Raw genomic sequence first — 12552 nt, forward strand, 5'->3', positions numbered from 1 at the left:
GGCCCTCTACACCTGTGTTCATCTTGAACAGGGTCGCATGGAGGGACCCGCCAAAAGGAACAAAGACATGACACAAGCAAAGAACATCATCGTAGTCGGTGGCGACGGATTCTGCGGCTGGCCAACAGCGCTTCACCTGTCTCGGCTGGGGCACAGCATCACCATCGTCGATAACATGTCACGCCGTGACATCGACGCGGCATTGGGCGCTGACAGCCTGACGCCGATCGCATCGATGGAGGACCGGCTGGCCGCATGGACCGAACAGACGGGTCGCACAATCGCGTTTGAAAACATCGACGTGGCCCGGGATTTTGATGCTGTCACCGCTTTGCTTGACGCCCTGAAACCCGACACGATCATCCACTTCGGCGAACAGCGCGCCGCGCCCTTTTCGATGAAAGGAGCCACCGAGAAACGCTATACCGTCGACAACAACATCTCAGGCACACACAACCTGCTGGCGGCGTCGGTCGCATTGGGGCTGGATCCGCACTTTGTCCACCTCGGCACGATGGGTGTCTACGGCTACGACGATGACGGGCTGGAGATTCCCGAAGGTTACCTGCCGGTCTATATTCCCGGCGATGACAAGCAGATCATGAAACGTGACATTCTCTACCCGACCAACCCGGGCAGCGTGTATCACCTGACCAAATCCATGGATCAACTGCTGTTCCAGTTCTATGCCAAGAACGACCGGCTGCGCATCACCGACCTGCACCAGGGCATCGTCTGGGGCACCCAGACGGACGAGACCAAGCTGGACGAACGCCTGATCAACCGGTTCGATTATGACGGCGACTATGGCACCGTGCTCAACCGCTTTTTGATGCAAGCAGTCGTCGGGCACCCGCTGACTGTCCATGGCACAGGCGGTCAGACCCGCGCCTTCATTCACATTCAGGACACGGTGAAATGCCTCGCGCTCGCCGTCGAAAACCCGCCCGCACATGGCGGCAAGGTCGCGATCCTGAACCAGATGACCGAAACGCATTCTGTGCGCGCACTGGCCGAACTGGTGGCCGATGTGTCCGGCGCGATGATCGCCAACGTGGATAATCCGCGCAACGAAGCTGCCGAAAATGACCTCCGTGTGTCGAACAAGACCTTTCTCTCTCTGGGTCTGAAGCCGATCACACTGGCCGAAGGGTTGATCGACGAAACCCAACAGATCGCCGCCAAATACGCCGACCGCTGCATTCGCAAGATGATCCCTTGCGTGTCCACATGGACGGACAAGCAGCGCCCCGGCGTCGTCTCTCCAAAGGCACGCAAGGCGGCCTGACCCTTCGTACCCTGTCGCGCCGGACCCGCTTGGAGGTGGGGCCGGTGCGCTCAGGTTCTTCAGCATCAGATCACGGTGAACAGCATGCGAATGATTGGCATTGGGCTCATGGGATTTCTCTTGGCAGGTGTTGCCCTCCTGCTTTCGACAATGAACATCCTGGAACAGGGGCAACGCTACGTCCGCGAAATCGCGTCCGGCCCGCAACTGGTGTTCGAACACCGCGCGGCCCCGATGGCACAGGATGCGGATAAGGCGATGATCCTGCGCGCCAATCCCGACCATCCTGTCATTCTATCCGGTTTTCCCGCCTACCAGAGCGTCGCGTTCACCATGCCGGTGGATGCACGCCCAACGTCTGGATACCTCCAAATCAATGCGACCTCTCAGGTTCTCGGCGGTGTGGAAGGGGTGCTGCGCATCTCGATCGACAACACCCGCCGGGGCGAGATGCTGCTGCGTTCAGGCGAGGTGGGACGTTCCCTGCAAATTCCTCTGTCACCGTCGGATTTTGCGGGGAACCAGCTGGTCGTTTCCTTCTCGCTGCAAGGCACTGGCCCCCAACAGCAGTGCGGACCGGAAGACGGTGTTCAAGCCGTCGTCGAGATCGAAACGACCAGCGCAGTCTTTGTGACGCTGGATCGCCCACTGCAAAGCGCGCGTGATCGCGTGCATGCATGGGGCGATGCCGTCCGCATCGCGTGGCCTGCCTGGCTGAAACAGGACGAGCAGTTGCGCCGCCTGGTTCTGGCGACCGAGTTCCGGCGCCGTGGGCTTGCGCCAGTGTTCGTGGCGTCGCCGCAAGAGGCCGGGTTGACCACGCTTGAGTTGCGCGCGGCATTGCCAGCCTTTCCGTTGGTCGAGGCGGAGCCGCAAACACTTGGGCCACTCGCCCAGACAGGTGCCAATGCAGGTCTGCGCCGCTTCTATCGGCAGGCCATATGGCGCGAACGGTTCGCGTTGGGTGGCGCAGGCGGGCAGAATATCCCGTCTCAGCTGGACCTGCGCATGCTGTTCGGTCGCCTTGTGGGGGATCACTCTTGGGTCCTCACCGTGACGCTCAACAATCGCCTGATTTTTCAGGAGCATGTCACCGGTGTGCAGGCGGCGTATCAGGCCCTGATTGATCTGCCGTCGGACATTCAAACCAGTGCCAACACACTCGAAGTGATCGCAACGACATCCGTACCCCGTGGCGGTGCATGTGATCAGGGCCCCGAACTTGTGGCCGAAATGCTGCCCACGTCCCGCCTGATCACCGGTGACACGCCCTTTGCAAATGCCATGTCAGACCTGCACGCCGCTTTGCGCGACGTGGGAGTTGTCAATGTGGCCATGAATGCAGCGCTGACGGCTATTGATGCAGACACCGCCAGCCACATGCTGGATCAGGTGATCCCTGCCGGGGTCGCGTTCAAACCGGCAGGGGCCACGGTTCAGATCACTGTGTTGAGCACGGGGCATCCTGCGCCAACCTTATCTGCCGCTGGACCCACATGGTTGGTAACGCAATACAGCACGCCCCAACCACTGTCCATCACGACAGTGCAGCCTGGGGTCGTGTTGCCGCGCACTGGCGTCGCACTCTTGATCACCCCGGGTACGCCCACATCGGCGGAGGCGGAGGGATGAGCGACCTTGAGGACAAGCGCGAGCAGATCAACTACATCTCGGTCGACAGCGCGCCCAAGCGCTTTGCTGGACCGGTGTTGCATTGGCAGGCGCCCAAGATGCTGGCTGTGTTCACGCTGCTTGCCACGCTTCAGCTTTGGATTGTGAACACCGATCTGGTGTCGCAGGTATTCCCCAACCGCGATTACGTGTTCTCGGCGCATACCGGGCGGCACGCCATTGCGATCCGGATCTTCCTGATCTCGTTCTTTTTCGCCTTTGCAGCGTTCAGTTCAGGCGACATATGTCGGCGCGCGCTGTTCGGCCTTGATCTGGTGCTGACTTTCCTTGCGGGGTGCGCCGTTTTCGATCTGGCCAATGCCTTGGCGGATCACCTGCTCGGCTCGTCCTTTTCCCTGCATTTCAGTGCCATCGCCTCAGGCCTGTTCGGGTTCGCGATCTATTCGTTCAAGCTGCTTGAACGCGGCTTCATGCCGGCGCGAATTCGGATCGAACATATCCCCGTCAGCCAGATACGCGCCTTGCTGCGTCTTGGCGTCACGATTGCCGTGGCGGCGGGTATCGCGATGTGGGTCGGTGGCATGCAGCTATATGTGGTCGAGGTCATGCGCAGCTGGACGTTGCTGGGCGGTATCGGTCCGGGTGTGTTCCTGTTTCTGCCAGTGCTGTTCGGGCAGCTTTACCTGCTGGCCATCTACGACGTGCTGACGGCCAAAACGCCGAGGTTTACGCCGCCCGTGTCGGTCATCGTGCCCGCCCATAACGAATCCTACATCATTAAGGACACGATCAACGCGATGGACCGCGCCGCAGCGCATTATGGCGGCGACGTGCACATCCTGATCATGAACAACAACTCGACCGACGACACCGAAGAGATTGCGCGCGCAACCCTGGCAGCCTGCACAGCCGCCAAGGGCCGGGTGATCAACGTGCCCAAACCGGGTAAATCCAACGCGCTGAATGCGGGCCTCGATGCGTGCGAGACCGAGTTCCTGGTCCGTGTGGATGCCGACACGCTGGTGGGCGAGGACAACTTCACGCGCGCCATGCCCTACTTTACCGACCCCGCCGTGGGCGTTGTCGGCGGCGTGCCGGTGCCACCGGGCGGCGCCCTGTTTGATCGCGCGCGCCTGCTCGAAGTGCTGGTGAAGCATGGGTTTTACTCGGTTGCCATGGGCGCTGTGAACGGCGTGGTCGGCATCCCGGGCATGTTCGTGGTCTACCGCACCCATCACCCCCGTTACCTTGGTGGTTTTGTCGAAGGCATGAACGGCGAAGACACCGACATCTCCCTGCGCGTCGGTGAGTTGGGCTTTCATTCGGTCGTGGATCCCAAGATCCGCTACATTTCCGAAGTACCGTCGTCCTACAGCCATATGCGCGAGCAGCGCATGCGCTGGTTCCGCTCGATCTATCATATCTCGTCGCGCTGCCGGGACCTGATCTATGGGAACAACATGACGCTGAGGGGCAAGGTGATCCTGCCCTATATGCTGATCAACTCGGCCCGTCGCGCGATGCTGGTACCGCTGATCATCTTTGGTGGCCTCGAATGGGGCCTCGCCTTTAACGCACATACCCCGATTGTCTGGCAGTCCATCGTGGCCGTGACCACGGGCGCGCCCGCGATCATGGCAGTGTTCGCGTCGCTGCTGAACGGCGTGCCGCGCGGCATCCTGGCACTGCCCGAATACCTGATTTTCCGCGTGCTGCGGGCGTACTTCACCCTCGAATCCATGCTCAGCATCCTGATCGATATCCGCGCCGAAAACCTCGAGCGCGTGATCCGACACGACATCGTGCCGGACAAACCAATCCGCGTGGCCTGACAGCCACATCCCACAAACCCAACTGACAGAAAGACCCAAAGGCAATGACACGACATATCTACGGCACACCCGAAACCGACACGATCACAGGCGGCGCTGGCCGCGACCGCATCCATGGCAAAGGCGGCGACGACGCCATCCGCTCAGGAAACAGCGCCGACCGCGTTTACGCGCAAGGCGGAAATGACACCGTGCATGGTGCATCCGGCGGGGATACGCTGCGCGGCGGCCTTGGCGACGATGTGCTGAACGGCGACGCGGGGCAGGACCGCCTCTATGGCGGACAGGGCAATGATGTCATCAACGGCGGTGACGCAAGCGGATCCGGCGGCGGTGTCGGAGGCGGCGTTGACGATCGCCTCTGGGGCGGCGCGGGTCACGACAGCATGTCTGGCGGAACGGGGAATGATCGCCTGTATGGCGGCATTGGCAACGACCAGTTGGCCGGTGACGTTGGCGCGGACCGCATGTTTGGCGGCGATGACGGCGACACCCTCGCGGGGGGTACGGGCAATGATTCCCTTCATGGCGCGCAAGGCGACGACCACGTTGATGGTAACGAAGGCGTAGACCGTCTGTTCGGAGGGGCGGGGGAGGACGCCTTGAACGGTGGTCAAGGGGCGGACGCGCTGTTTGGCGGAGACGGGTCCGACCGATTGGATGGCCAGGACGGGCATGATCGTCTCTTTGGTGGCGACGGACATGACGTGCAATCCGGCGGCACTGGCAACGACATGCTCTACGGGGGTGAAGGCGCTGATACCATCGACGGTGGCGTGGGCGCCGATCAGATCTGGGGCGGCAATGACAGCGATGTCCTCAGCGGTGGCGCAGGTGATGATCGCCTGTATGGCGGCGCGGGCAATGACGATCTGAGCGGTGGCGCGGGTGTTGATCTGCTCTATGGCCGGGCAGATGATGACCGCCTGCGGGGCGGTGACGGCAACGACAATCTGATCGGTGGATCGGGCAATGACAGTTTGTTCGGCGACAACGGCGCAGACCTTGCGCGCGGCGGACATGGTGCCGATCACCTCTATGGCGGTCACGGCAATGATCATCTGTCCGGCCAACAGGGCGACGACGTTCTGGAGGGCGGCACAGGTGTCGATACGCTCCTCGGTGGCAATGGCGCAGACACGCTTGCGGGTGGCACGGGGGGTGATGATCTGAATGGCGGCGCTGGGCATGACGTGCTCTTGGGTGGTGCGGGCATGGATGTGCTCAACGGCTCATGGGGGCACGACAGCCTCGACGGCGGCACCGGCGCAGACACCTTGGACGGTGGCGCCGGTCAGGATGTCCTGTTCGGCGGAACCGGTATCAACACGCTCACTGGCGGTCGCGGTAGCGACGTGTTTGTATTTCGCTCGGATGTCGGTTTCTTCCGGGACCACATCACGGATTTCAACGCCTATGGGGCGCATGCAGACAGTATTGATCTGTCTGACTTCAACTTCATCGACGCCGCCGCAGATCGGAGCGCATGGGTGAGCGAACATGTCGCGCGGATGTCCGACGGTGACATTCGGATCACCCTGTCGGGATCGCAGAGCATCCTGATTTCCAACCATGCTGATGCCGGGACCAGTTTTTACGATAACACTCTGGATTTGCTAATCTTTTGATGGCTGCGCTGTGCGCGCATGATCCATTCACCCGAACGCAGGGTTCAAGAAAGGAGTTTGAAAATGAGACAGTTTGTTTTGGGGGCAGCCCTCGTTCTGGCCATGGCAGGCACCTGCCTTGCCAAAGACCAACGGGCACAGTTCAAGGCGATCACCGCGCAAGAACAGAGCGATCCGCACGGCACCTATAGTGCCATGATGTCCTTGGCCGAAGAGGGCTATGCGCCTGCCATCGACAGGGTCGGATACTACCTGCGCAAGGGGATCGGCACGCGGACTGACCTGGAGGCGGCGCGTCAGTGGTACATGCGCGCTGTCGAGGCTGGGCATCCGTGGTCCACTGCGTCCCTGGCGCGGGTCGAGATCGAGTTGGGGCGGGGTGACACCGCATTGCGACTGCTGCACGCTGGGGTGCTTGAGGGTCTGCCGGGCACGGAGCGGCTCTTGGCGACAGCACATATTGATCGCAAGCTTGGGGCAGCCTCTGATCCTCAACAGGGGCGCGCCATGCTGGAGCGTATGGCGCGAAACGGTGACAGGAACGCCGCGCGCGACCTCGTGGTGCGTTTCAACTGGAACCGTTTGGGTGGGCAGGCGTCGGAAGCCGCAGTTGATCAGGTCGTGCGCGCCGGCCTCGATGGAGATGCGAGATTTGCCAAGGCCGGGCTGACTTATCTGTCTCAGCAAGCCGACAAAGGCGAGGAAGCGATCCGGACACGCGCCTTGCTTGCCGCCATTCCTGGCATTCCCGATCGGACCCTGTCGCCTGAACTGGTGCGGCTGGCCGCAGAAACACACCCAAGGCAATTCTGGACGAAAGTGGAGGACATTCTCGCAGACACTGAAACAGACAACTACGCGCGGACAGCCAGCACGGCATTCTGGATCAACAAGAATGCATGGGTGCGTGTGCTGCAACAGGAACTGCGCGCCCTGGAGTATTACCAGGGCCGGATCAATGGTCGTATGACGACCCGCACGATCCGCGCGCAGAACCGCTATTGCCGGGAGCGCGGCCTTTGGGCTGTTTGCGCGACAGGTCCATTGCGCGGCGCAACGGTGCGGGCCGTGGCGGGCGCCATTGCGCTGGATAAAAAGAGCCTATGAAAGACCACTACACGATCTGCAAAAGAAGCGTCTTGGTGTTGTCACGCGTCATTTCTATCGGGTTGCCGCCAGTGCTGGGATCGATCAGCGCGCCGTCGACCACACGGTCGACATCCAGGTGTTCGATGCCCAGTTCGGTCAGCGTCTTGGGGATGCCCATGCTGGCGTTCAACGTGTCGACAAAGGCGCAAAACCCGTCAAAGCCGCCGGCAATGCCAAGGTAGTTGGCCGCCATCTCGAAGCGGTCGGCAATGGCGGATGCGTTGAATTGCAAGACGGCTGGCATGCACACCGCGTTCGTTGTGCCGTGATGGGTGTGATAGATCGCGCCGATGGGGTGCGACAGCGCGTGGATCGCGCCCAGACCCTTTTGAAAGGCCGTCGCCCCCATGGCTGCGGCGGACATCATCTGCGCGCGCGCCTCGAGGTCAGAACCATCCGCATAAGCGCGCGGAAGGTAGTCCTTGACCAGCCGCATACCTTCCAATGCCATGCCCTGCGACATCGGGTGATAGTGCGGGGAGGAGAACGCCTCAACACAATGGGCAAAGGCATCGAGGCCCGTTCCGGCCGTGATGAATTTCGGCATGCCAACGGTCAATTCCGGATCGCAAATCACGACCGAGGGCAGGAATTTGGGGTGGAAGATGATCTTTTTCTCTTCAGTTTCGGAATTGGTGATGACGCTGGCGCGCCCCACTTCCGATCCGGTGCCCGCTGTCGTGGGCACTGCCACAATCGGCGCGATGGCATCTGCATCGGCGCGGGTCCACCAATCGCCGATATCCTCGAAATCCCACAAGGGACGCGTTTGACCGGCGAGGAAGGCCACCAGCTTGCCCAGATCAAGGCCCGACCCACCGCCGAAGGCGACGACGCCATCGTGTCCGCCATCCTTGAAAGCGCGCACGCCCGCTTCGGCGTTCTTTTCATTGGGGTTGGGATCGACATCCGCGAACATCGCGCGGCCCAGGCCCGCCGCTTCCAGCAGATCAAGCGTTCTGGTGGTAATGTCCATGTCAGCCAGGCCGCGATCCGTGATCAGCAGCGGTTTCGAGATACCGGCTGCCGCGCAGGCGTCAGCGATCTCGGCAATGCGGCCCGCGCCGAAACGGATGGCAGTGGGATAGGACCAATTTGCGGTAAGCGACATGGAACTCAGGCCTTCTTCAAGTGGTAGGATTTGGGGCGGGTCAGGTTGTGATAGCCGATCACCGACAGCCCGCCGCCGCGCCCGGTGTCCTTGCACCCCGTCCAGCACAGACCGGGATCAAGATAGTCGGCGCGGTTCATGAAGACGGTGCCGGTGTCGATCTGGTCGGCAATCGCTTCGGCGCGCCGTGCGTCTTGGGTCCAGACCGATGCTGTCAATCCAAAGTCACTGTCATTCATCAACGCGATGGCATGCGCGTCGTCCTTGACAGGCATGATGCCGACGACGGGGCCAAAGCTTTCTTCGCGCATCACGCGCATGTCATGGGTCACGTTGGTGAGGATCTGCGGAGACAGGTAGGCGCCGCCATCGTCTTCGGCGAAGGTCGGGATATGCGCGGTTGCGCCTTGGGCCACGGCGTCGGCAATCTGCCCACGTACCTCTTGGGCAAAGCGCACGTGCGCCATCGGACCCAGCGTTGTCTTTTCGGACAGAGGGTTGCCCAGTTTGTAGCCGCGCACGATCTCGACCGCCTTGGCGACAAAGGTATCAAAGTGTTGTTCTGCCACGTAAATCCGTTCGATCCCGCAACAGCATTGACCCGAGTTGAACATCGCCCCGTCGATGAGCGTATCCACGGCCGCGTCAACGTCAGCGTCGTCGCAGACATAGCCGGGGTCCTTGCCGCCCAGCTCAAGGCCGATGCCGGTAAATGTGCCCGCTGCGGCGCGCTCAATCGCCTGACCGCCGGTGACAGAGCCGGTGAAATTGACAAAACCGAACGATCTGGCCGCGATCAGGTCGGACGTTGTCTGGTGATCCAGAAAGACGTTTTGAAACACGTCCTGAGGGATGCCGGCAGAATGGAAGGCCTGCGCCATGTGTTCGCCGACCAGCGGCGTTTGGCTGGCATGTTTCAGCATCACCGCATTGCCCGCGATCAAGGCAGGCGCGACGGTGTTGATGGCCGTCATGTAGGGATAGTTCCAGGGGGCCACCACCAGAACCAGCCCATGCGGGACCCGTTTGATCACGCGGCGAAAGGCGTCGCTGTCTTCCACCTCGAGATCGGCAAGCGCGTCCTTGGCGATCTCGGCCATATAGCTGGCACGCTCATTGAAACCGCCGAATTCGCCGCCATAGCGGATGGGGCGGCCCATTTGGCCCGCCAGCGCTGGAACGATCTCGTCGTTCATTTCACCGACATTTGCGACGCCTGCCTGCACAAGGGCGATACGGTCTTCCAAGGGGCGGGCGGCCCAGGCGGCTTGTGCGGCTTTTGCGCGGGCCACAGCTGCCTGCGCCTCTGCCGACGAAAGCGTCGGGCGTTCGGCAAAGACAGAGCCGTCGATGGGAGAGATACAGCGGATCATGTGTCAGGCCCTTTCAAAGCCGCGTGCGATTTCCCAGTCGGTCACAACGCGTTCAAATTCTTCCTGCTCCCATTCGGCGGCACGCACGTAGTGATCGACCACGCCGTCGCCGAACGCAGCGCGCAGAAAGTCGGAGGCGCGCAAGGTCTCGGTCGCCGCACGCAGGGTGCGCGGGATTTCCGTAGCCCCGCTGTCGTCGTAGACATCGCCCGACGTGGGCGGGGCCAGTGTCATCTTGTCCTCGATCCCCTTGATCCCGGCAGCGAGCATCGCGGCCTGCGCGAGATAGGGGTTGAGGTCGGAGCCGCCGATCCGACACTCGACCCGAATACCCTTGGTGCCATCCCCACACAGCCGAAAGCCGGCGGTGCGGTTGTCGACGGACCAGACCGTTTTGGTGGGTGCAAAAGTGCCTTTGGCAAACCGTTTGTAGCTGTTGACGTAAGGCGCAAGGAAGAACGTGTAGTCCGGCGCATAGGCAATCAGGCCAGCCATGTAGTGCTGCATCACCTCTGACATGCCCAAGTCGGCGTCGGGGTCATGAAACGCTGGGGCTCCGTCTTGCCATAACGACTGATGCACGTGGCTTGAGCTGCCGATCTTGTCGTGATGCCACTTGGGCAGAAAGCTGGCGGCGTGGCCTTGTTGCCAGGCGATTTCCTTGACTGCGTTCTTGGCGATGGTGTGATGGTCCGCGCAGTCCAGCGCGGCCGCATAGCGGATGTTCAACTCTTCCTGACCCGTCTCGGCCTCACCCTTGGTGTTCTCCACCGGGATGCCCGCGTCGAAAAGGTGATTGCGAATAGGGCGCATCACGCTTTCTTCCTTGGTGGTCTGGAGGATGTGGTAATCTTCGTTGTAGCCGCTGATCGGGGCCAGATCGCGGAAACCGTCCTTGCGGATCTCGTCAAAGCTTTTCTCGAACAGGAAGAATTCCAGTTCGGTGGCCATCATCGCGTCAAATCCAAGGGCGTGCAGGCGGGCGATCTGCGTTTTCAGCATGGCGCGGGGTGAATGTGGCACGGGTTCATGCGTGTGATGATCAAGCACGTCACACAGCACCATGGCCGTGCCTTCCAACCACGGTACGCGGCGCAGGGTGGTGAGGTCGGGGGCCATGATGTAATCGCCGTAACCGCCTTCCCAACTGGATGCCTTATAGCCGGGCGGGGTGGCCATCTCGAGGTCAGTCGCCAGCAGGTAGTTGCAACAGTGGGTTTCCTGAAACGAGGTTTCGACGAAGTTCACGGCATGGAACCGCTTGCCCAGCAACCGGCCCTGCATGTCCACAAGGCAGGCCAGAACCGTGTCGATCTCGCCCGCTGTCACGGCGTCTTTCAACGCATCAAAGGTCAAATTTGCGGCCACGGGTGTGATCCTTCTGTTCAATGAAGCGCCCCCATGTGCCGGGGGCGCCTGTCGCTCTTATTTGGTCTGTGCTTACTCGAAGTTGTAAGGCACGCCAGCCTGGTTGATGACGCTGTTGTACTCTTTGAAGATGTTGACGATCTTCTGGTGTACTTCGCCTTCCTGGGCCACTTCTTCCCAAAACTCCTTGGCGGCGTTCTCGACTTCGGCCCATTCGCCAGCAGGCACAGACCGCAACGCCAGCTTGTCACCATTGGCGCGCAGCGCGGCCTCGCCGCCCCAATACCACTGGTTGCGATAGGTGTGGCCCGCCTCTGTCGCGGCCATCACGACTGACTTCAGATGATCCGGCAGGTCGGCCCAGCGTTCTTCGTTGACGAACCACGACCCGATCCAGGCACCCGAGATGTTGTTGGTGAGGAAGTAATCCGTCACGTCCGCCCAACCCACGGTGTAGTCTTCGGTGATGCCGGACCATGCCATGCCGTCCAACTCGCCCGTCTGCACCGCAACCTCGGCATCCTCGTAAGGAATGTTCACCGGCACGACGCCAAACTTGGCAAGGAACCGGCCCGCCGTGGGGAAGGTGTAAAGCTTGAGGCCGTCGAGATCGGCAACCGATGTGATCTCTTTCTTGGTGTTGAAGTTGCAGGGGTCCTGACCCGCAGCAGACAACCATTTGACGCCAACCTTGGCGTATTCCTCTTCCCAGATTTCCTTGAGGCCGTACTGGTTGAACAGGACCGGCACGTCCAGGATGTGCTTGGTCGCGAATGGGAAATAGCCGCCGAACTGGCGCAGCGGTGTGGGTGACGCCATGGAGTCGTCATCCGAATGCACACCGTCGATCGTGCCGCGTTGCAGGGCCTGGAACAACTCGCCCGTCGGTACGATCTGGTCGGCATAGAACAACTCGACCTCAAGCTCGCCATTGGCATTGGCGTTGATGTAGTCGATGACGGGCTTGGTCACATGTTCGCCCAGGGCGCTGCCCGCATAGGTCTGGAAACGCCACTTGATCGCTGACTGTGCCTTGACGATGGAAGGTGTGGCCAGCGTGGCGGCCGCGCCGATACCGGCGGATGATAAAAACTTACGTCTTGTCGTCATTGGTATGTCCTCTCTGTTGATGCTCTTCTCAATATGTCCCGGGATGCGGGATCTCTCTTGT

The 12552-nt window shown here is 61.1% G+C and carries 9 protein-coding genes; 5 read left to right on the top strand and 4 right to left on the bottom strand.

All coding sequences use genetic code 11. From position 1 onward, the window contains the following. Nucleotides 1-67 precede the first annotated feature (67 nt). From ACMHLQ_RS16600 to ACMHLQ_RS16620, 5 genes are all read left to right on the top strand, one after another. Nucleotides 68-1288, top strand: a complete 1221-nt coding sequence (locus tag ACMHLQ_RS16600; RefSeq protein ID WP_415401807.1) for an NAD-dependent epimerase/dehydratase family protein — start codon at nucleotides 68-70, stop codon at nucleotides 1286-1288. Nucleotides 1289-1396: 108 nt separating this feature from the next. After that, nucleotides 1397-2920 (top strand): hypothetical protein, encoded by a 1524-nt coding sequence (locus ACMHLQ_RS16605; RefSeq protein WP_415401808.1) that lies wholly within the window; start codon nucleotides 1397-1399, stop codon nucleotides 2918-2920. After that, nucleotides 2917-4752, top strand: a complete 1836-nt coding sequence (locus ACMHLQ_RS16610; protein WP_415401809.1) for a glycosyltransferase — start codon at nucleotides 2917-2919, stop codon at nucleotides 4750-4752. The genes ACMHLQ_RS16605 and ACMHLQ_RS16610 overlap by 4 nt, the downstream gene beginning before the upstream one ends. Before the next feature lie 44 nt (nucleotides 4753-4796). Beyond that, nucleotides 4797-6380, top strand: a complete 1584-nt coding sequence (locus ACMHLQ_RS16615) for a calcium-binding protein (protein ID WP_415401810.1) — start codon at nucleotides 4797-4799, stop codon at nucleotides 6378-6380. Nucleotides 6381-6443: 63 nt separating this feature from the next. Further along, nucleotides 6444-7487, top strand: coding sequence for a tetratricopeptide repeat protein (locus ACMHLQ_RS16620; protein WP_415401811.1), 1044 nt, complete (start codon nucleotides 6444-6446; stop codon nucleotides 7485-7487). Between the two features lie 7 nt (nucleotides 7488-7494). Here the strand turns inward: ACMHLQ_RS16620 and ACMHLQ_RS16625 are convergent, their stop codons facing one another. From ACMHLQ_RS16625 to ACMHLQ_RS16640, 4 genes are all read right to left on the bottom strand, one after another. Further along, nucleotides 7495-8640: an iron-containing alcohol dehydrogenase gene (locus ACMHLQ_RS16625; protein ID WP_415401812.1), complete on the bottom strand. Its 1146-nt coding sequence runs from the start codon at nucleotides 8638-8640 to the stop codon at nucleotides 7495-7497. 5 nt (nucleotides 8641-8645) lie between these two features. Further along, on the bottom strand, nucleotides 8646-10013 hold the full coding sequence (locus ACMHLQ_RS16630) for an aldehyde dehydrogenase family protein (protein ID WP_415401813.1): 1368 nt from the start codon (nucleotides 10011-10013) through the stop codon (nucleotides 8646-8648). A 3-nt stretch (nucleotides 10014-10016) separates the two neighbouring features. Next, a complete protein-coding gene (locus tag ACMHLQ_RS16635; protein WP_415401814.1) occupies nucleotides 10017-11381 on the bottom strand; it encodes a glutamine synthetase family protein in 1365 nt (454 codons plus the stop codon). Nucleotides 11382-11453: 72 nt separating this feature from the next. Further along, on the bottom strand, nucleotides 11454-12491 hold the full coding sequence (locus ACMHLQ_RS16640; protein ID WP_222523062.1) for a TRAP transporter substrate-binding protein: 1038 nt from the start codon (nucleotides 12489-12491) through the stop codon (nucleotides 11454-11456). Nucleotides 12492-12552: the final 61 nt, after the last annotated feature.

Source organism: Tateyamaria algicola, assembly GCF_047715485.1.
In the GTDB taxonomy this organism is placed as follows: domain Bacteria; phylum Pseudomonadota; class Alphaproteobacteria; order Rhodobacterales; family Rhodobacteraceae; genus Tateyamaria.